The 24,009-nt window shown below is 66.6% G+C and carries 29 protein-coding genes and 3 tRNA genes; 17 read left to right on the top strand and 15 right to left on the bottom strand.

Going from position 1 to position 24,009, the window contains the following annotated elements:
- Window positions 1-151: 151 nt before the first annotated feature.
- Window positions 152-985, top strand: coding sequence for a lysophospholipid acyltransferase family protein (locus tag A5750_RS05570; RefSeq protein WP_066952036.1), 834 nt, complete (start codon window positions 152-154; stop codon window positions 983-985).
- The gene (locus A5750_RS05565; protein WP_066952035.1) at window positions 985-1,419 is read left to right on the top strand and encodes an SRPBCC family protein; all 435 of its coding nucleotides are present in this window, start codon (window positions 985-987) and stop codon (window positions 1,417-1,419) included. The genes A5750_RS05570 and A5750_RS05565 overlap by 1 nt, the downstream gene beginning before the upstream one ends.
- A 7-nt stretch (window positions 1,420-1,426) precedes the next feature.
- Here the strand turns inward: A5750_RS05565 and A5750_RS05560 are convergent, their stop codons facing one another.
- Window positions 1,427-2,293, bottom strand: coding sequence for a cyclopropane mycolic acid synthase family methyltransferase (locus A5750_RS05560; protein ID WP_066952033.1), 867 nt, complete (start codon window positions 2,291-2,293; stop codon window positions 1,427-1,429).
- Window positions 2,294-2,471: 178 nt separating this feature from the next.
- Between A5750_RS05560 and A5750_RS05555 the strand changes: the two genes are divergently transcribed.
- The 4 genes from A5750_RS05555 to A5750_RS05540 are packed head-to-tail and all read left to right on the top strand — an operon-like array spanning window position 2,472 to window position 5,267.
- Window positions 2,472-2,987, top strand: a complete 516-nt coding sequence (locus tag A5750_RS05555) for a nitroreductase family protein (protein WP_066952032.1) — start codon at window positions 2,472-2,474, stop codon at window positions 2,985-2,987.
- Between the two features lie 24 nt (window positions 2,988-3,011).
- Entirely contained in the window at window positions 3,012-3,761 is a 750-nt protein-coding gene (locus tag A5750_RS05550; RefSeq protein WP_066952031.1) for a class I SAM-dependent methyltransferase, read from the top strand.
- 41 nt (window positions 3,762-3,802) lie between these two features.
- Window positions 3,803-4,270, top strand: a complete 468-nt coding sequence (gene cynS / locus A5750_RS05545; protein ID WP_067261521.1) for a cyanase — start codon at window positions 3,803-3,805, stop codon at window positions 4,268-4,270.
- Window position 4,271: 1 nt separating this feature from the next.
- The gene (locus tag A5750_RS05540) at window positions 4,272-5,267 is read left to right on the top strand and encodes a patatin-like phospholipase family protein (RefSeq protein ID WP_066952028.1); all 996 of its coding nucleotides are present in this window, start codon (window positions 4,272-4,274) and stop codon (window positions 5,265-5,267) included.
- 105 nt (window positions 5,268-5,372) lie between these two features.
- On the opposite strand, the gene A5750_RS05535 is transcribed toward A5750_RS05540, so the two are convergent.
- The 5 genes from A5750_RS05535 to A5750_RS05515 all read right to left on the bottom strand — a co-directional run bounded on the left by A5750_RS05535 (window position 5,373) and on the right by A5750_RS05515 (window position 10,685).
- Window positions 5,373-5,852 carry a hypothetical protein gene (locus tag A5750_RS05535; protein WP_066952026.1) on the bottom strand — a complete coding sequence of 160 codons (480 nt, stop codon included), beginning with the start codon at window positions 5,850-5,852 and terminating at the stop codon, window positions 5,373-5,375.
- Complete coding sequence (locus A5750_RS05530; protein ID WP_067261518.1) at window positions 5,849-8,302, bottom strand: molybdopterin oxidoreductase family protein; 2,454 nt, start codon at window positions 8,300-8,302, stop codon at window positions 5,849-5,851. Before A5750_RS05530 ends, A5750_RS05535 begins: the two co-directional genes overlap by 4 nt.
- Before the next feature lie 50 nt (window positions 8,303-8,352).
- Complete coding sequence (locus tag A5750_RS05525; protein WP_066952022.1) at window positions 8,353-9,048, bottom strand: crotonase/enoyl-CoA hydratase family protein; 696 nt, start codon at window positions 9,046-9,048, stop codon at window positions 8,353-8,355.
- A gap of 20 nt (window positions 9,049-9,068) precedes the next feature.
- The gene (locus A5750_RS05520) at window positions 9,069-9,902 is read right to left on the bottom strand and encodes a hypothetical protein (RefSeq protein ID WP_066952020.1); all 834 of its coding nucleotides are present in this window, start codon (window positions 9,900-9,902) and stop codon (window positions 9,069-9,071) included.
- Window positions 9,903-9,971: 69 nt separating this feature from the next.
- The gene (locus A5750_RS05515) at window positions 9,972-10,685 is read right to left on the bottom strand and encodes an MBL fold metallo-hydrolase (protein ID WP_066952018.1); all 714 of its coding nucleotides are present in this window, start codon (window positions 10,683-10,685) and stop codon (window positions 9,972-9,974) included.
- A 135-nt stretch (window positions 10,686-10,820) separates the two neighbouring features.
- On the opposite strand from A5750_RS05515, the gene A5750_RS05510 reads away from it, so the two are divergent.
- From A5750_RS05510 to rplA, 11 genes are all read left to right on the top strand, one after another.
- Window positions 10,821-10,893 (top strand) — tRNA-Thr (locus tag A5750_RS05510).
- Window positions 10,894-10,945: 52 nt separating this feature from the next.
- Window positions 10,946-11,019, top strand: a tRNA-Met gene (locus A5750_RS05505).
- Between the two features lie 43 nt (window positions 11,020-11,062).
- Complete coding sequence (gene rpmG, locus A5750_RS05500) at window positions 11,063-11,230, top strand: 50S ribosomal protein L33 (RefSeq protein WP_007167776.1); 168 nt, start codon at window positions 11,063-11,065, stop codon at window positions 11,228-11,230.
- 49 nt (window positions 11,231-11,279) lie between these two features.
- Complete coding sequence (gene hadA / locus A5750_RS05495; RefSeq protein WP_066952016.1) at window positions 11,280-11,759, top strand: (3R)-hydroxyacyl-ACP dehydratase subunit HadA; 480 nt, start codon at window positions 11,280-11,282, stop codon at window positions 11,757-11,759.
- Window positions 11,746-12,174, top strand: coding sequence for a (3R)-hydroxyacyl-ACP dehydratase subunit HadB (hadB, locus tag A5750_RS05490; protein ID WP_066952014.1), 429 nt, complete (start codon window positions 11,746-11,748; stop codon window positions 12,172-12,174). The genes hadA and hadB overlap by 14 nt, the downstream gene beginning before the upstream one ends.
- A gap of 13 nt (window positions 12,175-12,187) precedes the next feature.
- Window positions 12,188-12,688, top strand: a complete 501-nt coding sequence (gene hadC / locus A5750_RS05485) for a (3R)-hydroxyacyl-ACP dehydratase subunit HadC (protein WP_066952012.1) — start codon at window positions 12,188-12,190, stop codon at window positions 12,686-12,688.
- Window positions 12,689-12,833: 145 nt separating this feature from the next.
- Window positions 12,834-12,906, top strand: a tRNA-Trp gene (locus A5750_RS05480).
- 147 nt (window positions 12,907-13,053) lie between these two features.
- The gene (gene secE, locus A5750_RS05475) at window positions 13,054-13,509 is read left to right on the top strand and encodes a preprotein translocase subunit SecE (protein ID WP_066952009.1); all 456 of its coding nucleotides are present in this window, start codon (window positions 13,054-13,056) and stop codon (window positions 13,507-13,509) included.
- A 27-nt stretch (window positions 13,510-13,536) separates the two neighbouring features.
- Window positions 13,537-14,319 carry a transcription termination/antitermination protein NusG gene (gene nusG / locus A5750_RS05470; RefSeq protein ID WP_066952007.1) on the top strand — a complete coding sequence of 261 codons (783 nt, stop codon included), beginning with the start codon at window positions 13,537-13,539 and terminating at the stop codon, window positions 14,317-14,319.
- 44 nt (window positions 14,320-14,363) lie between these two features.
- A complete protein-coding gene (rplK, locus tag A5750_RS05465; protein ID WP_066952006.1) occupies window positions 14,364-14,792 on the top strand; it encodes a 50S ribosomal protein L11 in 429 nt (142 codons plus the stop codon).
- A gap of 74 nt (window positions 14,793-14,866) precedes the next feature.
- Window positions 14,867-15,574 carry a 50S ribosomal protein L1 gene (rplA, locus tag A5750_RS05460; protein WP_066951999.1) on the top strand — a complete coding sequence of 236 codons (708 nt, stop codon included), beginning with the start codon at window positions 14,867-14,869 and terminating at the stop codon, window positions 15,572-15,574.
- A gap of 6 nt (window positions 15,575-15,580) precedes the next feature.
- On the opposite strand, the gene A5750_RS05455 is transcribed toward rplA, so the two are convergent.
- The 9 genes from A5750_RS05455 to A5750_RS05415 all read right to left on the bottom strand — a co-directional run bounded on the left by A5750_RS05455 (window position 15,581) and on the right by A5750_RS05415 (window position 23,988).
- Window positions 15,581-16,798: an RNA polymerase sigma factor gene (locus tag A5750_RS05455; protein ID WP_067261516.1), complete on the bottom strand. Its 1,218-nt coding sequence runs from the start codon at window positions 16,796-16,798 to the stop codon at window positions 15,581-15,583.
- A gap of 9 nt (window positions 16,799-16,807) precedes the next feature.
- The gene (locus A5750_RS05450; RefSeq protein WP_067261513.1) at window positions 16,808-17,503 is read right to left on the bottom strand and encodes a YciI family protein; all 696 of its coding nucleotides are present in this window, start codon (window positions 17,501-17,503) and stop codon (window positions 16,808-16,810) included.
- Between the two features lie 94 nt (window positions 17,504-17,597).
- Window positions 17,598-18,494: a hydroxymycolate synthase MmaA4 gene (gene mmaA4 / locus A5750_RS05445; protein ID WP_067261533.1), complete on the bottom strand. Its 897-nt coding sequence runs from the start codon at window positions 18,492-18,494 to the stop codon at window positions 17,598-17,600.
- An 83-nt stretch (window positions 18,495-18,577) separates the two neighbouring features.
- Window positions 18,578-19,459: a cyclopropane mycolic acid synthase family methyltransferase gene (locus tag A5750_RS05440; protein WP_067261511.1), complete on the bottom strand. Its 882-nt coding sequence runs from the start codon at window positions 19,457-19,459 to the stop codon at window positions 18,578-18,580.
- 146 nt (window positions 19,460-19,605) lie between these two features.
- On the bottom strand, window positions 19,606-20,466 hold the full coding sequence (locus A5750_RS05435; RefSeq protein WP_066951991.1) for a cyclopropane mycolic acid synthase family methyltransferase: 861 nt from the start codon (window positions 20,464-20,466) through the stop codon (window positions 19,606-19,608).
- 87 nt (window positions 20,467-20,553) lie between these two features.
- On the bottom strand, window positions 20,554-21,459 hold the full coding sequence (locus A5750_RS05430; RefSeq protein WP_066951989.1) for an alpha/beta fold hydrolase: 906 nt from the start codon (window positions 21,457-21,459) through the stop codon (window positions 20,554-20,556).
- Window positions 21,460-21,469: 10 nt separating this feature from the next.
- Window positions 21,470-22,816 (bottom strand): AarF/ABC1/UbiB kinase family protein, encoded by a 1,347-nt coding sequence (locus A5750_RS05425; protein WP_066951987.1) that lies wholly within the window; start codon window positions 22,814-22,816, stop codon window positions 21,470-21,472.
- A 42-nt stretch (window positions 22,817-22,858) separates the two neighbouring features.
- Window positions 22,859-23,452 carry a DinB family protein gene (locus A5750_RS05420; RefSeq protein ID WP_066951985.1) on the bottom strand — a complete coding sequence of 198 codons (594 nt, stop codon included), beginning with the start codon at window positions 23,450-23,452 and terminating at the stop codon, window positions 22,859-22,861.
- 2 nt (window positions 23,453-23,454) lie between these two features.
- On the bottom strand, window positions 23,455-23,988 hold the full coding sequence (locus A5750_RS05415; RefSeq protein ID WP_066951983.1) for a DinB family protein: 534 nt from the start codon (window positions 23,986-23,988) through the stop codon (window positions 23,455-23,457).
- Window positions 23,989-24,009 lie beyond the last annotated feature (21 nt).

Here is a 24,009-nt window from a genome sequence, read left to right as displayed (position 1 = left end):
TGCAACGATAGACCCCAGCACCGACACCGCGAGGCGGGACGGCCATCGAGGTCGCCTACGGCCGCGATCACCGGCGGTGGTGACCCATCGCCCGCCGCGATAGCGACGAAAGGCCCTGCACCGGCCGGCTCCGCTGTGCCAGGCTGAAACCATGGCCGGCGTCGCGGATGCCATCGGGTGGGTGGGTAGGCAGATCGGGGACCGCGTTCCCAAGGCGGACCTGGATCAGCGCGACCCAGACTTCATCCGAGACCAGCTGCCCGGCACCTGGCTGGTGGCGTCGCTGTATTTCCGGGCCGACGTTCGCAGGCTCGACCGCATCCCGGCGCACGGCCCGGTGCTGCTGGTCGGCAACCACAGCGGCGGCAACGTCCCGCCCGACACCTTCGTTTTCACCCTGGCGTTCTGCTCGTACTTCGGCGTGGAGCGCCCGTTCTATCAGCTCGCGCACAACCTGGTCACCCTCTACCCCCCGCTGCGCTGGTTGCGCAAATTCGGGACCGTGGCGGCCAGCCCCGAAAACGCCCGTCTCGCTTTGGAATCCGGCGCCGCCGTGCTGGTGTACCCGGGCGGCGACTACGAGGTATTCCGCCCGTCCTGGCAGCGACACGTCGTCGACTTCGGTGGCCGCAAAGGCTTCGTGCGGCTCGCCCGGGAAACCGGCGTGCCGATCGTTCCGGTGGCCAGCGTCGGCGGCCAGGAGACGGCATTCTTCCTCGGCCGCGCGCAGTGGCTGGCCAAACTGTTGCTGCTCGACAAGGTGGTCCGGCTCAAGAGTGTGCCGATCTCGCTGGCGCTGCCGTGGGGCCTCAACGTCAGCGACCTGCTCGGGCACATCCCGTTGCCCGCCAAGATCGTCATCGAGGTCCAGGAGCCGATCACGGTGCACGACGACGACCAGGCGGTGTACGACGCGGTGATCGCCAGCCTGCAGGCCGGTGTCGACCGGCTCGCCGCCGAACGCCGATTGCCGGTGATCGGCTGATGCGCGTCGAACGGCGGATCGTCGTCAATGCGGACCGCGACACCGTGTGGAAGGTGCTCAGCGACCCGGATCGCTACCCGTCGTTCCTGCCGCACCTGGAGCGCTGGGAGACCCTGACCGATGGCCCGGCGCGGGTGGGCGCCCGCTACACCGTGCTGTGGAAGATCGGCTCGATCCCCGTGGGCGGCATCGCCGAAGTGGTGGAGTTCGATGCGGCGCGGGATCTGGCCTGGATCAACATCACCGGCGTCACACAGCGGGGCCGGTTCCGGTTGCGCGACGCCGGGCCGGACCGAACCCGGGTGACATTTCGGCTCGCCTACAGCTCGGAGGGCGGGTTGCTCGGCCTGATCGCCGATCGGGTGGCGGCGTTCTGGGTCGGTCGTTCCCTGGACGAGAGCCTGAAAAACCTTCGGCGCCTTGTCGAGTCGTGACCCGCGCCTACTTGGCCAGGGTGAACTGATTGATATCGATGTAGCCGTCCCGGAAAGCCTTGGCGCAACCGGTCAGATACCTCATGTATCGCTGATACACCTCTTCGGACTGGATCGCGACAGCCTCGCTGTGGTGTGCCTCGAGCGCCGCGGCCCACAGATCGAGCGTCCGCGCGTAGTGCAGCTGCAGCGACTGCCTGCGGACCAGGTTGAAGCCCATCTTCGAGGCGTGGAACTCCACCATCTCGATCGGCGGCAACTGGCCGCCCGGGAAGATCTCGGTGGCGATGAAGTTGTTGAAGCTGGTCTGCTCCTCGGTCATCGGCAGGCCGCGTTCGAGGATCTGCTCCGGGGTGAACATGGTGATCGTGTGCAGCAGCATCACCCCGTCGTCGGGCAGCACCCGGAAGGCCGTCTGGAAGAAATCGTCGTACCGGTCGTACCCGAAGTGCTCGAAGGCGCCGATGGAGACGATCCGGTCGACGGGCTCGTCGAACTGTTCCCAGCCCTGCAGCAGCACCCGCCTGCTGTGGGTGGTGTTCATGGCGTCGAACATCTTCTGCACATGGGCGGCCTGGTGCTCGGACAGCGTCAAGCCGACGACGTCGACGTCGTATTTCTCGATCGCGCGGCGCATGGTGCCGCCCCAGCCGCAGCCCACGTCCAACAGCGTCATGCCGGGCCGCAGGCCGAGCTTGCCGAGTGCCAGGTCCATCTTGCGGAGCTGCGCCTCTTCGAGCGGGATATCTCGCATGCGATCGAAGTAGGCGCAGCTGTAGGTCATGGTGGGGTCGAGGAACAGCCGGAAGAAGTCGTCGGACAGGTCGTAGTGCGCCTGGACGTCCTCGAAGTGCGGCGTCAGGTTTTCCGTCATACCAGCTACGCGCCTTTCTGAATCCGGGGCCATTCAGCTGTACACGAGTGGGCTGCTCAGCTGGTTCACCCCTGGCTTCCCGCAATTGCCGGAATCAAACTTCGGCGCGCGTATGCGGGGAATTCCGACGAGGCTACCCCCGTTTACCGGGAGTCGGCTGGAAAACGAGGAGGAACAAATGGAGGCTTGGGACGCGATCCGCGCCCGGCGCAACGTCCGGCAGTACAAACCGGACGCGATTTCCGAAGACGACCTCAACCGCATCGCCGAGGCCGGGTGGCGCGCGCCGTCGGCGAAGAACCGCCAGCCGTGGGACTTCGTGATCGTCACGGACCGGGCGCAACTGCAGGAACTGTCGACCGTCTGGCAGGGCGCGGGGCACATCGCCGCCGCGGCGGCGGCGATTGCCATCGTGGTGCCCGTGCCGCCCGACGAGCGCCGGGTGGTGACCGACAATTACGACGTCGGGCAGGCCACGATGGCGATGATGATCGCGGCCACGGACCTGGGAATCGGGACCGGGCATTCGTCAGTGGGGGACCAGGAGAAGGCGCGAACCATCCTGGGTGTCCCCGAGGACCGGCTGGTGGCCTTCCTGCTCGGCGTCGGCTATCCCGCCGACCGCCCGCTCACCCCGATCCGCACACCGAACCGGCGGCCGTTCGACGAGGTCGTCCACCACGGTCGTTGGTGAGAAAGCGGTCTTAAGCTCTTCATCGTGGATGACCACCGGGGCGACTACGGAATCGACGGCTCGTTTCACACCGTCTCGGCGCGCTGGCAGGCGATGGGCATCGCCGCGCAGACCGCGGCCCTGGCCGGGTGGGCCGCTATCAACTGGGCGCGCGGCAAGCGGGTGAGGGCGGCGCTGGCAGCGATCTCGGCCGTCGGGATCGCTTCTGGCGCAGCGCTTTACACATACGCGACGCGGGTGGGCAAGTTCGTCGTGTGGGACCGGGTGCTGGGCGACCTCGGGCTGCGGGGTGACGAAACGGTGCTCGACCTCGGCTGCGGGCGGGGCGCGGTGCTGCTCGCCGCGGCCAAGCGGTTGCCGGGGGGCCGGGCGATCGGGGTCGATCTGTGGCACGCCGACCAGACTGACAACTCCCCGGACGCCACCTTGGCGAACGCGGCGCTGGAGCACGTCGCCGATCGCGTCGAGGTGCACACCGCCGACATGACCGCCCTGCCCCTGGCCGACGACAGCGTCGACGTAATCGTCAGCAACCTGGCCATCCACAACATCGCGACACACGCCGGCCGGCGCAAGGCTCTCGACGAAGCGGTCCGGGTGCTGCGCCCGGGTGGGCGGCTGGCCATCGCGGACCTGTGGGAGACGCGCCGGCATGCCGCGCACCTACGGGAACTGGGTTGGCGAAACGTGCGGCGCCGCAACCTCGGATGGCGCATGTACTACGGCGGCCCGTGGTTTTCCACCCGCCTGGTCACCGCGACGAAACCGGGGTGAGGACCGCCGGATCCGCACGGCGGCCGTCGCCGCCGGCGTGCATGCTTGGGGCCATGAACAGACACGAGATCACCGAGCAGATCGTCCTGGCCCGCCTGAGGCTCGGCCTGACGTGGCAGCAGCTGGCCGATGCCATCGACCGGCCGCCGGTATGGACCACCGCGGCGCTGCTCGGCCAACACCCCATTCCCGCTGAACTGGCAAGGATTCTCGCCGAGAAACTGAACTTGGACGAATCGGTGGTGCCCGTGCTGGCGGCACCACCCATGCGCGGCGGCCTGCCGACCGCCGTGCCGACCGACCCAACGATCTACCGCTTCTACGAGGCTTTGCAGGTTTACGGCGGCGCCATCAAGGAGCTGATCCACGAACAGTTCGGCGACGGCATCATGAGCGCGATCAACTTCAGCGTCGACCTGCAGAAGAAATCACACGCGTCCGGCGACCGCGTGGTGGTGACCCTGGACGGCAAATTCCTTCCATACCAGTGGATTTCGTCGGATACCTGAAATGGCGGCCGAGGCGAAGCCGGTAGACCTCGTTCTCTCCGGCGGGGGCGTGAAGTTCATCGGCCTGGTCGGTGCGGTCGCCGCGCTCATGGATGCCGGGTACTCGGCCTATCGGGTGTCGGGTGTTTCGGCCGGATCGGTGGTCGCGGTGATCTCGGCGGCCGCGTCCAACGGGGATCAACTGACCAGTGGTCAGGTCAGGGAACTCGCGCTGTCGGTGCCGTTGCGGAGTTGGCGGGACGCGGGCCCGGTGCCCTTCGTCGGGTCCGCGTGGGGGCTGGTGCGAGACACGGCCATGTACCGCGGCGATTTCGCCCACGCGTGGATCCGCAGCGAGCTGAAGAACCTGGGGGTTGTCACGTTCGGTGATCTCGCGCTCCACGACGCCGACCTTCCTCCCGAACGGCGCTACAAGGTGGCGGTCACGGTCGCCGATGTCACCGCGGCGCAGCTGGTGCGACTGCCCTGGGACTATCAGCGGCTTTACGGGCTCGATCCCGACGAGCAGCCCGTCGCCGACGCCGTCCGCGCCTCGATGGCGATCCCGTTCTTCTACCCCCCGGTCAGGCTGACCGACACCATGGGGCTCACCTCCAACCTGGTCGACGGCGGGGTGCTGTCGAACTTCCCGGTCGACTCGCTGGACCGCACCGACGGCAAACCGCCGCGCTGGCCGACATTCGGGATCACGGTGATGCCCAAGCTCGCCGAGGGCGTGGAACAGGTGTTCCCCGCGTTGCGCCCGCTGCGTTTCCTCAAGCAGTCCGCGCTGCTGCAAAGCCTCTTCACCACCATGCTGGTCGGCCATGACCAGGCACAGCTGAGCCTGCCGTGGGTCAAATGTCGCACCATCGGAGTCGCGTCCACCGACGTGAGCGTTCTCGACTTCGGTATTTCCAGGGCTCGCCTGGAAGAGCTCTGCGACAGGGGCTACGCGGCCGCGCAGGATTTTTTGTCGACCTGGGACTGGCCGGCGTATCTGGACCGGTTCCGATGAATCGTCGCGGAAGTGAAGTGACGGCACGTCGCGCACATGTCAGACTGGCGGCGAGGAGGCGAAGGGAACGCGGTGGCGGCTAGCAGCGGCCACCGCGTTCGCCATTCAGTTCATCAATACCTGTGGCGAAAGTTCCTTCAGCATCGCGTTGGCCCAGCGCATCTGGCGCAGCGTCTCGGGGTGGCAGCGCGACGCCAAGCTCAGCAGTTCGGAATCCTTGGCGGCCTGCGCGCCCTGGGCCAGCAACTCCCAATCCAGTGACACCCCCGCCGCCAGGCGGTGAATCCGCCGCAAGTCGGCGAGCAGCACCAGGCCCGGCTCCGGCCGATGCCGCAGGATGCCGCTCATCCGGGACTGCACGGCGCGGGTGATCGCGCGGGTGCGGGGCTCGGCGGACAGGTGCAGACCGTAGTGGCGGCCGTGCTCGGCCAGTTCGTTCAGGTGCTGTCGCGACCAGCCGGCCAGGTCTTGCGCCAGGTGATCGATGTCCGGGTCGCTGTGGTGCCGGGCGGCCACCAGGTTGAGTTTGTGGGCCAGTTTGCGTTCGGAGCGGTGCAGCTCGCGGATCGCCATTTTGAGCTTCATCGCCGCCCCCCGGTCGCCAGGACTTCGGTCACGGCGGCGGCCGCCCCGCCCGCCGTGGCGGGCACCGCCCCATTGACCGGCGCGGACGCCGTTGTGGTGGGCGCGTGCGCGGCGCCGTTTCTTTCGGCCTGGCCCGCTCGACGCTTCTGGATTCGAGCTGCCGCGGTCTTGTAGATCGGCTGCTTGGAAACAGGATCCCAATCGGTGAGGGTGAGTTCGTTGCCGGCCCGCTGGTGGGCCTTGCTGCCGGTGTCCCAATAGCCGTAATGGAAGGGCACGAACAGAACGCCGGCGCGGATGCCGCAGATGCGGGCGGCGCAGGTGACGCGGCCGCGCGGCGTGCTCACGTCCACAAGGTCGCCCTCACCGATGCCCAGACGCCGGGCGTCGGGTTCCGAGACCTCGACCCACACCTCGGGTGCCGCATCCTGAAGCTGCTGTGCGCGAGCCGTTTTCGTGCGGGTGTGGAAGTGGTAGACGGTGCGGCCGGTGATCAACGCGAACGGATACTCGGAGCTGGGCCGCTCGTGCGGGGGAAGGTATTCGGCCGCCTTGATGATGGCCTTGCCGAAGGGATTCATGGAGCGGTATTCATCCGGCTGCAACGGGGCGCCCGTGATCAGGTCTTTGCCGTACGCCTCGCAGTAGTCCGGTGCCGACCAGAACCCGGCGTCGGCGTAGAGCCGTTCGGTGCCGTCGGGATGCTCTGCGTTGCAAGGCCATTGGATGCCGCTGCCGCCGCGCAGCTTCTCATAACTCAGGCCGGTGTAGTCGCACGGCCGGCCCGCGGTGCATTCCTTCCACGCCTCGAACGCCGACTCGGGATCGGTCCACGGCGGGAACGGTTGGCCGTCCTTGTCGCGGAAGTCCATCCGCCGCGCATAGTCCAGGAAGATGTCGAGGTCCGAACGCGCGGAACCCGGTGGCTCCACGGCCTTTTCGGACAGGTGCACGGTGCGGTCCGCGTTGGTGAAGGCACCGGTCTTCTCCCCCCATGCCGCGGCCGGCAACACCACGTCGGCCAGCGCGGCGGTCTCGGTCATGAAGATGTCCTGGACGATGAGAAACAACCGCTCTTGGGAGAAGATGTCACGGATCCGCGGCAACTCCGGCAGGGACACCGCGGGATTGGTGGCGGTGACCCACAACATCCGCAGGGTCCCCTCCTCGGCGAAGCGGAACATCTGCATGGCATGGGTCGGCGGGCCGTAGTGCGGAATCTGGAGGGGCTCCAGGTTCCACAACTTCGCCAGCTGCTTGATGTGGGAGTCGTTCGACCAGTTGCGGAAGCCGGCCAGGTCCCCGTCCGCGCCGCACTCGCGGGTGTTCTCGGCGGTCGGCTGCCCGTTCATCTGCAGCACTCCGCAGCCGGGCTTGCCCAGCATGCCGCGCACCAAATGAATGTTGTTGACCTGCACGGCCGCCGCGGTCGCCTGGTGTGATTGATAGAAACCCTGCAACACGGTGGACAGCAACCGCTCGGCGGTGCCGAGTAGCCGCGCCGCGCGCCGGATGTCCTCGGCCGCCACCCCGCAAATCTCGGCGACCCGTTCCGGCGGGAACTCCTCGGCCCGGCTGCGCAGCTCGCCGAAACCGACTGTGTGCGTGTCGATGTAGTCCCGGTCGATCCAGCCGTGGCCGATGATCTCGTGTAGCAGGCCGTTCATCAGTGCCACGTTGGTGCCGGGCAGCGGCGCGAGGTGAACGGTGGCGTGCCGGGCAACCGGCGTGAGCCGGGGGTCGACGCACACGATGGCCGGCGGTGAGTCGCCGGCCAGCCGGTCCAGCATCCTGGCCCACAGCACCGTTTGCGTCTCGGCGACGTTGTGGCCGAACAGCGCGATGACGTCGGCATGGTCGACGTCGGTGTAGGAACCCGGTTGCCCGTCGCAGCCGAACGATTCCTTGAGGGCCTCGGCCGCCGTCGCGGTGCACAGGCGGGTGTTGCCGTCGACGTGGTTGGTGCCGATCGCCCCGTGCGCGATGGCCCCCTGGGTGTAGTACGCCTCTAGGAACAACTGCCCGGAGGTGTAGAAGCCGATGGAACTGGGGCCGTAGTTGTCCAGCAGTCGCCTACTGCGAGCCACGATGTGGTCCATCGCGGTGTCCCAATCGCACGGCCTCAGTTCGCCGCCGACTCGAATCATCGGACTGGTCAACCGGTCTCGCGAGTTATTGGCCTGCCAGCCGAACAGGTCTTTGGGGTCGAGCCGGCCGTGGTTGACCCGGTCGACGGCGCGGCCGCGTACCCCCACGATCCGTCCGTCCTTGACGGCGATGTCCAGGCCGTCTCCGTTGGAATGCAACACGGCCGCCGACTGCACCCAGCGGTCCACCGACTCGGGTGTGACGCCGTCGGCCAGGTAGGTGTCGACGCGCTCGGGCCACCGCGTACCCGGTCCGTACGGTGTCCGCGTTCCCCAGGGCTCCGCGATCCGGTCTACTGTCACGCCGGGGGCGTACCCGGCCGCCGGGGTCCAAAACGTGCTGGCCAGGCCGCCTACAGGCCGAACTCGGCCTCGATGCCGTCGATCCCGGCCCGAATGGCCTTTAGCGCGTCGGCCCGGGCACGCAATTTCGTTGCGGCGTGGGCGCGTTGGTGCAGACCGGCGAACTCACGCGCGGCCTCCTCGGCCCGGCTCGCCACCATCTCCGGCAGCACGATCTCGTCGACGAAGCCGGCGGCCAGCGCCGTCTCACCGAAGAACGTCCTGGCGAGCCCGGCGGCTTGCTGGTACGCCGAGTGCGTCAGCCGCAGCTTCATGATCTCCAGCGCCGCGTACGGGATGACCATGCCGATCGCCACCTCGTTGGCCTGAATGTTGTAGGCGTGCGCGGCCACCCGGTGATCGCCGGACGACAGCAGGAACGCCCCCATCGCGATGGCGTGGCCGGTGCAGGCCATCACGACCGGCTTGGGATGCGACAGCAGCCGATAGGACAGCTCGAAGCCCCCGCGCAGCATGTCGATCGCCGGCTGCGCCTCGCCGGAGGTGAGGATCTTCAGGTCGAAGCCGCCGCTGAACACCCGGTCGTTGCCGGTGATCACCAGCGCCCCGGCGTTGTCCGCCTCGGCCCGGTCGATCGCCTCTCCCAACGCCTGCTGCATGGTCGGACCCAAGGCGTTGACCTTGCCGTCGTCCATCTTGATGACCGCGATGGAATCCTTGAGGCTGTAGTGGACCGGGCCGCTCATCGGTTGCTGGCTCCTTGCCGTCACGCGGGCTGACTGTGGTGTTTGCCCAGGTCGTCCTCGGCCTCGCCCCAGCGCAGGCTGACATCGGTGGGCTCGTCGAGCTGGCGGGTGCGCCATCTGTCCTGCGTTTCCCGCACCGCCCCGTTGATCCGTTCGATCTCGCTGCGGAACACCTCGGGACGGGTTTCCTTGCTCGCGTAGTGGAAGTACGTCAGCAGCCCGCGCAGCAGCTCCAGCTTCTGCTTCTCGCGCTTCGCCAGGTCGTGGGTCGTCATCAGCTCGATGCGCTGGACGGGCGGCAGGGAGTCCCAGTCCAGCACCACCTGGGTCTCCAGCGGAACGCGCTCGCGCTCGAAGAACCGTCGCCCGTGCGGGCGCTCCGGGCGATCGAAGTAGCTGATGGTGCCGGTGAAGCGAGACTCGATGCCACTGCCGATCTCGGCGCGGTCGAGGGCCGAATCCCACACCATGCGCCATTCCTGGCCGGGGGCCAGCACCGGCACCTCGCGGGGGAGTCGCAGTTCGGCGACGTCGGCGTACCCGTCGGTGGCGTTCTCGTATTCGGCCACCGTCGGCGGATTCATGAACGAGAACGTGATGTCGTACGCCGCCGTCTGACCGAAGTTCCGAACCACCAGTTCGATGACGTGCCAGTCGGCGGGATGCGGTTCCATGAACATCGCGACTTGCGGCCGGGTCTGCTCGGCGACCAGCCGGCGGTTACGGGTGATCTGCCGGTTGGTGAAGATCAGGGTGACGACCGCGAGCGCGATCGCCGCCCATGCCGCCCACGCGATCCAGGTGCTGGACCCAACGTGCGTGATTCCGTGCCAGCCGTCCTGGATCCACCCCATGGAAGCCACCCTCCGCTTATATCACAGGCCGGTTGCCGGCCCGTCCCGATCGAGCGATCGCCGCCCGCCTCAGCCGCCCATCAGCATTCGCCACTGCGCCAGGTCCGCGGCGCGATACACGTAATTGGACCGTTTGACTTCCGACAACGATGCGCTCGGTTCCGCCGAATACCAATGCCCGGGAAAAACCGTCGGGTCGCCGGGCAGGGTCGCGAGTTGCTGCAGGCTGCGGTACATCTCGTCGGAGTCGCCGCCGGGAAAATCGGTCCGGCCGCAGCCCTCCAGGAACAACGTGTCACCGGCCACGAGGCGACCATCGAGCAGGAAGCACTGGCTGCCGGGGGTGTGGCCGGGCGTGTGCAGCAACTCGATCTCGATGTCGCCGATGCTGACCTTGTCGTGATTCTCGTGGGCGGTGAGATCACCCACGCCGATCCCGGTAACTCGCGAAATCCATTGTGCTTCATGGGTATTGACATGCACCGGCACGGCTTTGCGTTCCAGCAGCTCGGCCAGGCCCTGCAGGGTGAAGCCCATCATCGATCCGCCCACGTGGTCGGGATGATGATGGGTCACCAGGACCCCCGACAGGTGCATGCCGTCGGCCTCGAGCGTGTCGAGCAGTTCGCCGGCCGCGTAGGCGGGGTCGACCACCACGCAATCGCCCGTTTCACGGTCGCCGATCAGGTAGGCGAAGTTGCGCATCTGGGTCGCGAACATGTCGCCGGCGGCGAAATCGCGCCCCGAGAGCAGTTGACGAAAGTACAGCCGGTCCGTTGACACGTGACCAGACTAGGGCGTGCCCGCGGAGGGTCCGCAGCGCAGGCGACCGCCGGGCCCAAAGCCCGTGGTTTGGTCCGGTTGCGCGCCAGGTTGTACCCTCTTTTAGGCCCACGGCACTGCCGATTCGGGTGAACGGCCCCCTTAGCTCAGTCGGTAGAGCGTTTCCATGGTAAGGAAAAGGTCAACGGTTCGATTCCGTTAGGGGGCTCGGCGGACGCCGAGCAGGCGTGGCGGCTTCAACCCCGAATGGGGTGGCCAGAGGCGATGTAGCTCAGTCGGTTAGAGCGAACGACTCATAATCGTTAGGTCGCCGGTTCGAGTCCGGCCATCGCTACAACACAACAATGCATTTTTGAGAGATTCGAGAGAGAACCGTCATGGCTTCCAGTACCGACGTGCGGCCGAAGATCACCTTGGCATGCGAGGTGTGCAAGCACCGCAACTACATCACCAAGAAGAACCGCCGGAACGACCCGGACCGGATGGAGCTGAAGAAGTTCTGCCCGAACTGCGGCAAGCACCAGGCGCATCGAGAGACGCGCTAGCGGTGACCCGCGAGTGATTATTGAGACCGACTAGGTAGATTTTAGAGCCGTGCCGTTAACCGAAGACATCGTCGGTATGCACTTCCGCTATCCCGACCATTATGTCGTGGAGCGGGAGAAGATCCGCGAGCACGCGGTCGCCGTGCAGAACGACGATGCCGCATTCCTCGAGGAGAAGGCGGCGGCAGAACTCGGGTACGACGGGCTGCTGGCCCCGCTGACGTTCATCTGCGTGTTCGGCTACAAGGCGCAGACGGCGTTCTTCAAGTATGCGAACATCGCCGTGCAGGACGCGCAGATCGTTCAGGTCGACCAGGTGCTGAAGTTCAACGCGCCGATCGTGGCGGGTGACAAGCTGTACTGCGACGTCTACGTGGATTCGATGCGGGTGTCGCACGGCACCCAGATCATCGTGACCAAGAACATCATCACCAATGACGCCGGTGATGTCGTGCAGGAGACCTACACGACCCTGGCGGGTCGTGCGGGTGAGGATGGAGAAGAGGGATTTTCTGATGCCACTGCGTGAGTTCAGCTCGGTGAAGGTGGGTGACCAGCTCCCCGAGCGGACCTACCCGCTGACCCGTCAGGATCTGGTGAACTACGCGGGCGTCTCGGGCGACCTGAACCCGATCCACTGGGACGACGAGATGGCCAAGGTCGTGGGGCTGGACACCGCGATCGCGCACGGCATGCTCACCATGGGCATCGGTGGCGGCTACGTCACCGCGTGGATCGGTGACCCCGGTGCGGTCACCGAGTACAACGTGCGGTTCACCGCGGTGGTGCCGGTGCCCAACGACGGCAAGGGCGCCGAGCTGGTCTTCAGCGGCCGGGTGAAGTCGGTCGACCCGGAGACCAAGTCCGTGACCATCGCGCTGACGGCCACCACCGGCGGCAAGAAGATCTTCGGTAGGGCCATCGCGTCCGCGACCCTCGCGTAGGCCGGGCCTGTTAATGGCTTTAAAAACCGATATCCGCGGAATGATCTGGCGGTATCCGGACTACTTCGTCGTGGGCCGTGAACAGCTCCGCCAGTTCGCCTTGGCCGTCAAGGACCGCCACCCCGCCCACTACCGGGAGGACGCGGCCGCCGCACTCGGCCACGACGCGATCCTCGCGCCGCTGACCTTCGCGACCATCTTCGCCAAGCTGGTCCAGCTGGATTTCTTCCGGCACGTCGACATCGGCATGGAAACTCTGGTGATCGTGCAGGTCGATCAGCGGTTCGTGTTTGCCAAGCCGATCAAGGCCGGCGACAAGCTGTGGGCCCGGATGGACGTCATGTCGGTGGTCGAGCGGTTCGGCGCCGACATCGTGGTCACCAAGAACATCTGCATCAATGAGGATGGTGAGTTGGTCTTGGAGGCCTACACCACGCTGATGAGCCAGCACGCCGACCAGTCGGACAACCTGCGCTGGGACCCGGAGTCCGGGCAGGTCGTCAGAACGGCGTAATTAGTATCTGACTCGCGCGTCGATGTACACTCGGACCTCGGGGTTTTCCCAGCATCAGCGCGCTTTCCGTGAAGTCGAGCAATCGGAAGGCGCGCGTGTCATGTAAGCCCCGGTAGGTAAGCGCAGGTTGGCCTGCCAACCGCGAAGGGGCGTAGCTCAACTGGCAGAGCAGCGGTCTCCAAAACCGCAGGTTGCAGGTTCAAGTCCTGTCGCCCCTGCTGAACGCGACGTCCGGGGACGATGCGGGCCGGAACGGCCCGAGGAGGAGCCGGACAATAGAAAAGGCGTGCCATGGTGGACACTGGAATAGTGGCCGTCCACCACGGGACGGCCCGCGGGATACTAGCAAACTTAAGGAGCATGCGGTGAGCGACGAAGGCGACGCTGCCAACGACGCCACAAGCGACGGCGCTGACAGGGAGGACGACCGCGCAAACGGCGGTCGGACCGCTGTGGTGACGCGGCCGCAGCGCCCCACCGGCAAACGATCTCGGCAGCGGGCGGCCGACGCCGGCGAGGACGTCGACGTAGAGTCGGCGGACGAGGCCGAGGTTGCCAAAGAGGACAAGGCCACCAAGGGCGCCAAAGCCAAGAAGGCCAAGAAGCCGAAGAAGCCAGGGGACCGTTCGGCCAACCCGTTCGTGTTCGTCTTCAACTACCTCAAGCAGGTGGTTGCAGAGATGCGGAAGGTTATCTGGCCCAACCGCAAGCAGATGCTCACCTACACATCGGTGGTGCTGGCGTTCCTGGCTTTCATGGTGGCGCTGGTCGGCCTCGCGGACTTCGGCCTCACCAAGCTTGTGCTGCTGGTGTTCGGCTGAGCGAGAAGATAGAGAGGACTGAAAACCGTGACTACCTTCGACGGTGACACGTCCGCGGGTGAAGCGGTCGACGTAGAAGAGCGCGCCGAGGGCGCTGCGGAGGCCCCGGAAACGGAGGCTGAAGCGGCCCCGGAAACGGACGCTGAAACCTCGGCGGCCGAGGCTCCCGAGGAGTCGGCCGAAGAGGTCGACCCGGCGGCCGCGCTCAAGGCGGAACTGCGCCGCAAGCCCGGCGACTGGTACGTCATCCACTCCTACGCGGGATACGAGAACAAGGTCAAAGCCAATCTCGAGACCCGTGTGCAGAACCTGGACGTCGGCGACTACATCTTCCAGGTCGAGGTGCCCACCGAAGAGGTCACCGAGATCAAGAACGGTCAGCGCAAGCAGGTCAACCGCAAGGTGCTGCCCGGCTACATCCTGGTGCGCATGGATCTGACCGACGACTCGTGGGCCGCGGTGCGCAACACGCCGGGCGTCACCGGGTTCGTCGGGGCGACGTCGCGCCCGTCGGCCCTGACGCTCGACGACGTGGTCAAGTTCCTGCTGCCGCGGGGCGCGACCAAGAAGGCCGCCAAGGGCGCGGCCACCACCGCCGCGGCCGCCGAGGCGGGCGGGCTGGAGCGTCCGGCCATCGAGGTCGACTACGAGGTCGGCGAATCGGTGACGGTCATGGACGGGCCGTTCGCCACGCTGCCGGCGACCATCAGCGAGGTCAACGGCGAACAGCAGAAGCTCAAGGTGCTGGTGTCGATCTTCGGCCGCGAAACGCCGGTCGAATTGACGTTCAGCCAGGTCTCCAAGATTTAGCTCGGGCCGTTGCGCCCACCCCCAGGAAGGAACACCAACATCTCATGGCCCCGAAGAAGAAAGTCGTTGGGCTGATCAAGCTGCAGATCGTGGCGGGGCAGGCCAACCCTGCGCCGCCGGTCGGACCCGCGCTCGGCCAGCATGGCGTCAACATCATGGAGTTCTGCAAGGCCTACAACGCGGCCACGGAGAACCAGCGCGGCCAGGTCATCCCGGTGGAGATCACGGTCTACGAGGACCGCAGCTTCACCTTCGCCCTCAAGACGCCGCCCGCCGCCAAGCTGCTGCTCAAGGCCGCCGGCGTGGGCAAGGGCTCGGCCGAGCCGCACAAGACCAAGGTCGCCAAGGTCACCTGGGACCAGGTTCGTGAGATCGCCGAGACCAAGAAGACCGATCTCAACGCCAACGACATCGACGCCGCCGCCAAGATCATCGCCGGCACCGCCCGGTCGATGGGGATCACCGTCGAATAGTTTTCAACACCGACACCGTGGGAGGGCCAGCTTCGGCCCGCTAACCACGACCCAACACCCGATTGGATGAATCAATGAGCAAGAACAGCAAGGCATACCGCGCCGCCGCCGAGAAGGTGGACCGCAACAGCCTGTACAGCCCGCTCGAGGCGGCCAAGCTCGCCAAGGAGACCGCGTCGGCCAAGCAGGACGCGACGGTCGAGGTGGCGATCCGGCTCGGCGTCGACCCCCGCAAGGCGGACCAGATGGTCCGCGGCACGGTCAACCTGCCGCACGGCACCGGTAAGACCGCCCGCGTCGCGGTGTTCGCGGTCGGCGACAAAGCCGAACAGGCGCAGGCCGCCGGCGCCGACATCGTCGGCAGTGACGACCTGATCGAGAAGATCCAGGGCGGCTTCCTGGACTTCGACGCCGCGATCGCGACCCCGGACCAGATGGCCAAGGTCGGTCGCATCGCTCGCGTGCTTGGCCCGCGCGGCCTGATGCCGAACCCCAAGACGGGCACCGTGACCCCCGATGTCGCCAAGGCCGTCGCCGACATCAAGGGCGGCAAGATTAACTTCCGCATCGACAAGCAGGCCAACCTGCACTTCGTCATCGGCAAGGCGTCCTTCGACGAGAAGGCCCTCGCCGAGAACTACGGCGCCGCGCTCGACGAGGTGTTGCGGCTCAAGCCGTCCGCCTCGAAGGGCCGTTACCTGAAGAAGATCACCGTGTCGACGACCACGGGCCCGGGCATCCCGGTGGACCCGGCCGTCACCCGCAACTTCGCGGAGGCCTGAGCCCTACTACCCGCCGCACTCCGCGATGCGGCGGCGCAGGAACTCGCGGCCCGGCTCGGAACCGTTGACTCGCAACGCTTCTCGGTACCAGGTGACGGCATCGCCCGGTCTGCCCGCACGCCTGAGCAGGTCGGCGCGCACCGTCGCGACCAGATTGGAGCGGCCGAGCCGGGGGTCGTGGGCCACCTCGTCCAGGGCCGCGAGGCCGGCGTCGGGTCCGTCGCGGAAGCCGACCGCCAGGGCGCGGTTGGCGCGCACGACCGGTGAGTCGGTCAGCGTCAGCAGCCGGTCGTAGGCCGCGCAGATGGTGGCCCAGTCGGTCCGGTCCCAGGACGGCGCCGTCGCGTGCAGCGCGGCGATCACCGCCTGTGGCAGATAGGGGCCCGTCGAACCCTCGGCCCGGCGTAACCGGTCCAGCCCCCGGGCGATTCGGCCGCGGTCCCACCGGCGACGGTCCTGCTCCTCGAGCGGCACCAGCATCCCGGCGTCGTCGACCCGGGTGGCTCGTCGCGAATCGTGCAGCAGCATCAGGGCCGCCAGCGCCTGGGCCTCGGGCTCCTGCGGCATCAGCGCGCACAGCTCGCCGGCCAGCCTGATCCCCTCGTCGCACAGCTCGTCGCGGATCGCCGACGGGCCCGCCGTGGACCAATAGCCCTCGGTGAACACCGAGTAGACGCAGCCGAGCACGTGCGGGGTGCGTTCGGGCAGCAGCTCGGCGGGCGGCACCCGCAACGGGATGTTGGCATGCCGAATCTTGTTCTTGGCGCGCGTGATTCGCTGCCCGATCGCCACGTCGGTCTGCAGCAGCGCGCGGGCGATCTCGGGGACGGTCAGCCCGGATACCATCCGCAGGGTGAGCGCCAGTTGGGATTGGCGGTCCAGGGCGGGGTGCGCACAGGTGAACATCATCCGCAACTCGTCGTCACGAACGGGAGACGGGTCGGTGTGATCGGTGCGCGCCCGTATTTCGTCGATCACGGCCGCCAATTCCTTTCCGGGACGGACGGATTCGCGGCGCAGGCGGTCGCGCGCCCGGTTGCGGGCGACGGTCACCAGCCATCCGCCGGGATTGTCCGGCAGGTCATCGCGGTCCCAGGTGCGAAGCGCCTCGGCGCAGGCTTCCTGGACGGCGTCCTCCGCCACGGTGAGGTCGCCGGACCACCGCGCGAGCGCGGCGACCGCGGGTCCCCATTCCCGCCGGAAGACGCCGTCCAGGTCGGACACCGGCGACGCTCAGAGCCCCGAGAGCCCGGCCAGCTGCCGCACCTGCACCGTCGAGGCGGGGATCATCGAGGCCAGCTTGACGGCCTCTTCGCGGTCCGCGGCATTCAACAAATAGATCCCGGTGGCGATTTCGGCGCCTTCCACGTAGGGCCCGTCGGTGATCAGGACCTCTCCGTCGCGCACCCGCACGGTCGTTGCCGTGGAGCGATCGTGCAGCGCGGCGCCGCCGATGATGTGATCGCCTGCGGCCGCGTGGAGATCGGCGTGCTTTGCCGCCACCGCTTCCCACTCCGGTGTGCCCGGCGTGTGCGCGGATTCGGCCGGCTCCAGCAGCAGCGCGAGCCAGTCGTTGCCGCTGAGCTCGCGGGACAGCTCGACCGAGTGCACCGTGGGCCAGACCTCCACCGCGCCGAACGTGGCGAGCGGGACGTCACGCGCCAACGCCAGTGCCTCGTCGAGGTTTTCGGCTTCGAACAGGTAGAAGCCGCAGGCCACTTCGGCGGATTCGGCGAAGGGGCCGTCGGTGACCACCGGCGCATCCGGGCCGCCGGTGATGACCGCCGCGGCGGCGGCGGGCGCCAGGGCATCCCCGGATTTGATCGCCGCGCCGGCCTTGGCGTGAAATTCTCCCCAGGCGGCCATCGCGTCCGGGCCTTCGGGCGCGCGGTCCTGTTCCCTGCTGATCAATAAGGCGAAGTACTGCATGTCTCGTCACCTCCAGATAGCGAGCGAAGCCCCGTGCTCCACTCTCTACCTATCCGACGAACGACGCAGCCCTAATCCGACAGCGGCGGAGAAATCAGCTGACGGCTCCGGGCTTCAGGTACGTCACCAGGCTGACGTCGAGCGCCTCGTCGGTGAAGTAGTGCTCGCAGCCGCGCAGGTACTTGATGTAGCGGTTGTAGACCTCTTCGGACGTGACCTCGATGGCCTTCTGCTTGTTGGACTCCAGTGTGTCGCCCCAGATGTGCAGCGTCTTGACGTAGTGCGGTCGCAGTGAAAGCGGCTCGGGTACAACGAATCCCGCCTTCTCGCCATGGTCGACCATCATCTGGGTGGAGGGCAGCCGGCCACCCGGGAAGATCTCGGTGAGGATGAACTTGATGAACCGGGCCGTCTCGAATGTCAGCTTCTTGCCGCGGGCGGCCAGGTCGTACGGGTGATAGCTGACGCTGCTCTGCACGGTCATCCGGCCGTCGTCGGGCATGATGTCGAAGGTCCGCTTGAAGAAGTCGTCGTAGTTCTCGTGCCCGAAGTGCTCGAAAGCCTCGATCGACACGATGCGGTCGACGGGCTCGTTGAAGTCCTCCCAGTTCTGCAACCGCACCTCACGCGACCGGTTGGTGTCGATGGAGGCCAACACCTGCTCACAGCGGGCATGCTGGTTCTTGGACAGGGTCAGGCCGATGACGTTGACGTCGAACCGCTCGACCGCGCGCTTCATGGTGGTGCCCCAGCCGCAGCCGATGTCCAGCAGGGTCATCCCCGGCTTGAGGTCCAGCTGGTCCAGGTTCAGGTCGATCTTGGCGTACTGGGCCTCTTCCAGCGTCATGTCGTCACGCTCGAAGTAGGCGCAGCTGTAGGTCCGGGTGGGGTCCTGGAACAGGGCGAAGAAGTCGTCGGAGACGTCGTAGTGCGCCTGAATGTCTTCGGGAGCCGTCCGTATCTTCGTGGGGCTAGCCGGTTGATCAGCCATTTTCGTCTGGTTCTCCTGGATGAAGTTCACTGCGTATTTCCCACGGCTTTGCCTCGGGGTGTGACGTGCAACGATACCCAACTCTACTTTTCCAGCGTGAATTGGTTGCAGTCGATGTATCCCGTGCGGAAGGCCCCGGCGCAGCCGGTCAGGTACTTCATGTAGCGCTCGTAGACCTCCTCGGACTGGATGTCGATGGCCTCGGCTCGGCGCGCCTGCAGGGCGCCGGCCCACAGGTCGAGGGTCCTGGCGAAGTCGGTCCGCAGCGACTGGACGTTGGTCACCCGGAAGCCGATCTTCGTCGAGTGCTCCTCGATGGTCTCGATCATCGGCAGCCGGCCGCCCGGAAATATTTCGGTCAAGATGAACTTGATGAACCTTGCCACCCCCATCGTCAGGGGCAGGCCGCGCTCGATGGCCTGCCTTCCGTGCAATGCCGAGATCGAGTGCAGCAGCATCACACCGTTGCGGGGCAGGGCGGTATAGGCGAATTTGAAGAAGTCGTCGTAGCGGTGAAAGCCGAAGTGCTCCAACGCCTCGATGGTGACGATGCGGTCCACCGGTTCGCTGAACTCGGCCCAGTCGCACAGCAGCGCCCGCCGTGACCGGCCGGTGTCGATCCCGTCGAGCACCTGTTGGCAATAGGAGTGCTGGTTTTTGGACAGGGTCAGCCCGACGACGTTGACGTCGTAGCGCTCGACGGCGCGTTTCAACATCGAACCCCAACCGCAGCCCACGTCGAGCAGGGTCATCCCCGGCTCGAGCCGGAGCTTGTCCAGGGTCAGGTCGAGCTTGGCGAGCTGCGCCTCCTGCAGCGTCATGTCCTGGCGGGGGAAATACGCGCAGCTGTAGGTGCGGGTCGGGTCCTGGAAGAGCGCGAAGAATTCGTTCGACAGGTCGTAGTGCGCCCGTACGTCGTCGAAATTGGAGCGCGTACGAACAGCGCCGGCCGGGTTGTCAGACATATGTCCTCCCGAGAGGACGGCCGCCAGAGAGGTGGCCATCTCCGGGGGCACGCTACCCGCCGGGGCTGGAAAACCCCGCATTTGCGCGCGTGCGCCGAAGTTTTTACGGGTCCGCTTCGTTTACCGTCGGCCCCGGCGGCTGGGCGCTACTTGGTCAGCGTGTACTGGGCCACGTTGGAGATGCCCTTGCGGAACAGGTTCGCGCAGCCGGTGAGATAGCGCATGAAGCGGTCGTAGACCACTTCGGACTGGATGGCGATGGCGCGCTCGCGATTGGCCTCCAGATTGGCCGCCCACATGTCCAGGGTCCGCGCGTAATGCGGCTGCATGTATTGGATCTGCTCGACCGAGAAACCGCTGGCTTGCGCATAGTCGACGATGTCGGCTTCACCGCACATCTGCCCGCCGGGGAAGATTTCCTTGCCGAGGAAATGCAAGAAACGCAGATCCGACATCGTGATTTGGACGCCGCGCTCCTGCCAGTTCGCCTGCGGGTACGTGAATATGCTGTGCATCATCATCCGGCTGTTGTCGGGGAGGGTCTTATAGGCCCAATCCCAGAACGCGGGCCAACGTTCCTTCTTGAACGCGTCGAAGGCCTCGAAGCTGATGATCCGATCCACCTGCTCGTCGAACTCTTCCCAACCCTGCAGCCGGGCCTCGGCCCGCCGCGTCGTGGGAATGGCGGCCAGCCTTTCCTTGGTGCGCGCGTAGTGGTTGCGGCTCAGCGTGATGCCGATGACGTTCACGTCGTATTTCTCAACCGCGCGGACCACCGCCCCACCCCAGCCGCACCCGACGTCGAGCACCGTCATGCCAGGCTCGAGCTCCAGCTTGTCCAGCCCCAGATCGAGCTTGGCGAGCTGCGCCTCTTCCAGCGTCATGTCGTCGTTCTCGAAGTACGCGCAGGTGTACACCATGTTGGGGTCGAGGAACAGCGCGAAGAAGTCGTCTGAGATGTCGTAGGTTGCCTGCGACTCTTCGTAATACGGCTTCAGCTTGGCCATTGGTGGACCCACCTCCTTGGACAACCGTACAACCCGGCGATACGGACTGGGATCGCAGGGGAAGCGTTTCTCTCGAGTGTTTTTGGCTCAGTTCGCTCTGGCGAAGTTGCCCGCCAACACGCCGATCACCTGATCCCACAACTGCTGTGGCAGATCATGGCCCATCCCGTCGAATAACACCAATCGGGCGCCGTCGATGGATCTGGCCACCGCGCGGCCGCCGAAGGGCCGCATCAGCTTGTCCGCCCGGCCGTGAATCACCACGGTCGGGGCGGCGGTCCGGCGGTTGTAGCGCCTCAGGCTGCCGCTGCCCAGCACGGCGTCGAAATGCCGGGCGACGCCCCAGGGGTAATAGCTGCGTTCGTAGCTCTCGATGGCCTCGGCCCGAAGTTGCTCCTCGGAAGCCAAAAAGCGCCGGCTGCCGATGATCTTGCTGACCCGGATGGAGTTATCGACGATCACCTCGCGCGGCGAGCTCGGCGGCGGCCCCTTGATGAGCGCCAGCAACTGGCGCGGACCGGGTGGTGGCAGGAAGGCCGAGTTATTGCTGGAGAAGATGACCCCGAGGGTTCTCGTCCGCTCATGGAATCGCGCCGCGAAAATCTGGGCGATCATGCCGCCCATCGACGCGCCCACGACGTGTGCGTGCTCGATGCCCAGGTGATCCAGCACGGCCGCGGCGTCGTCGGCCATGTCCTCGAGCCTGTATGCCGCCTCGCTCGGCAGGCCCAGCCAGGAGCGCGCCAGCCGCGTCACCAGCGGCTGCCCCGAGCTGCGGTGCTGAGTTTTGCTCGACAGGCCGACGTCCCGGTTGTCGTACCTGATGACGCGCAGCCCGTGGTCGACCAGCCGCTCGCAGAAAGCGGTTCGCCACAGCAGCAGCTGGGCGCCCAGCCCCATGATCAGCAGCACGGGTGGGTCGTCGATGTCGCCCATGTCCTCGTAATAGAGCTTCAAGTCGCCGACGGTGGCGGTCCCGGTGCGGATCTGCATCAGAGTGCCCCTACACCTCCAGATCGGGGGAGTGCTCGCGGCTTACCTCGACCATGAAGTTGGCGAAGTAGCCGGTCAGCTGCGGGTCGGACATCATCTGCCACTTGGGGGCGAGCAGCTTCATGTACCGCTCGACGTAGAGGAACTGCTTGCCGATCAGCACCAGCTCGCGGGGCAGCTTGACGTCGTAGGCGTCGGCCAGGGCCGACAGTTGCCGCCCGATGTCGGCGTAGGACAGGTCGCCCAGCGTCTGCATGGTCAGCGGGGTGGCGAAGCGCTCCAGGTCCTTGGCGGCCTGAGCCTCGGGTTTCATGGTCCCGACGGCGCCCATCAGCACCACGATCTTGCCCGCGGCGGCGTGGTCCTTCTTCACCAGCAGCGCGTACACCAGCTCGCGCAGCAGCCAGCGGGTGCGCGGGTCGATGCGGCCCATGATCCCGAAGTCGAAGAACACGATGCGGCCCGCCTCGTCGACGTAGAGGTTGCCGGCGTGCAGGTCGCCGTGAAACAGCCCGTGCCGCAGCCCACCCTCGAAAAGCGAGAACAGCAGCGCCTTCACCAGTTCGACCCCGTCGAACCCGGCCTTGCGGATGGCGGCGACGTCGTCGATGCGGATGCCCTGCACCCGCTCCATCGTCAGCACCCGCTCGGAGGTGAAGTCCCAGTGCACCTGCGGCACCCGGATGTTGCGGCCCAGCGGGGAGGCGTGCAGGTGCGAGACCCACGCGTCCATCGACTGCGCCTCCAGCCGGAAGTTCAGCTCCTCGGCCAGGTTGTCGGAGAAGTCGGCGACCACGTCCTGCGCCGAGAGCCGGCGGCCCATCTTTGCCAGTTCGACGGCCTGGGCGAAGCGCTTGAGGATCTGCAGGTCGGCGGCGACCCGGCGGCGAATGCCGGGGCGCTGGATCTTGACGACGACCTCTTCGCCGGTGTGCAGGGTGGCGTAATGCACCTGGGCGATGGACGCCGACGCGAACGGCGTCTCCTCCCACTTGGCGAACAGGTCGGCGGGGTCACCCCCGAGCTCCTCGACGAGGAGCTTGTGCACCTCTTCGGTGTCGGCGGGCGGCACCCGGTCGAGCAGGCCGCGGAATTCGCGGGACAGCGATTCGCCGAACGCCCCGGGGCTGGACGCGATGATCTGACCGAATTTCACGTACGTCGGGCCGAGGTCGGCGAAGGTCTGCGGGAGCTGCTTGATCGCCTTCTGCTGCCACGGGCCCTTGCCCGGCAGCTTGCTGACGATCCGCGCGGCGGTGCGGGTGACCTGCCAACCGGTGACGGCCACCCGGGCCGCTTCCACCGGCAGCGGCACCCGGTCAAGCCTGGCCACGTCTCGATGTTTGGTAGAGCTCATCTAAAGCAGTCTGCCAAATCGGCGGAGTCAGTCCCAATTCCTCTAGCTCGGGCTCCAGGGTTGCACCCAGCCCTGGATCGCCCAGCCCTCCAGCGCCGCGATCAACTCGTACATGGTCGCGCCGTCGATGGTTTCGCGGATGATGTCGGCGTGCCCGGCGTGCCGGGCCAACTCGTTGATCACATGGAGGATCACCCAGCGCACCGACCAGGCCTTCTGGTCCTTGGGAAACCACGGGATGTCCTGCGGAACCGGCACCGCCGCGTCGAGGTCCGCGGTCTCCGCCAGGCGCAGCGACGTCGCGTTCTGTTCTTCGAATGCCCGCAGCAGACCGGCCAGCGTCTCGTCGGGCCGCATCACGTGCTGATCCGCGAACTCCTTGGTGATCTGCTCGAACGGGCGAGGGTCTTTCGGCGGCGCGTCCGGTGCGGCGGCGACCCGCGCCATCCAGCTGCGCTGCATCGCGGTGGCGTGCTTGATCAGCCCGCCGATCGACAGCGCGCTGACCGAGGGGGTGGACCGCGCCTGTTCGTCGGTCAGGCCGTAGGACACCGCGAAGTACGCGCTTTGGTGGTAGGCCAGGTATTCGCGCAGGGCGCTGCGTTCGTCGGCTACGGGCCGGGCAAGAGCGGGCATTCTCAGGCCTTCCGGTCGGTGATCTGGCGATGGACGTAGAGGTCTCGAAGACAAGCGATCTCGGCGCCGTGGTGGATCGCTTCCCGGTTGATGTGCAGGACGAGCTCGCTCAGCTGGTGCTCAGCGTAGGGCCCCTCCGCCGGACCGCAGCGGCGGCTGAGATCCGCCGCCGAGAGCGACCGCACTCCGTTGATCCACGTGGCGTAACAGTCATCGAGCTGTCTCAATGCGGTGACGGCGTCGGTGGCGTAGTTCCAACTCAGGTAGTCGGCGGGCGGGCCACCGAAGTGGTTGTGGTTGCGCATGGCGAAAACTCCGACGATGACGTGTGCCATGCGCCAGGCGATCGTGGTGAACGGCGGCGGGGAGGGGGCCGGGTAGGTGTAGTCCACCGACCCGTCCGGTTGTACCGTCCAGCAGTTCGGCACCGGCCGCCAGAAATACTCGTGATCGGTCAGGCCTTCCAGCCGAGGGCGCAGGTGTCCCCGCCAGTGCCAGTCGAGCTGGTCGGCCAGTTGGGTGGTGATGTCCGCCATGGCGCCTAGCTTTCCAGCAGG

The organism is Mycobacterium sp. 852002-51613_SCH5001154 (genome assembly GCF_001667425.1).
Classification (GTDB): Bacteria; Actinomycetota; Actinomycetes; order Mycobacteriales; family Mycobacteriaceae; genus Mycobacterium.
This window is presented reverse-complemented; position numbering and strand designations above follow the sequence as displayed.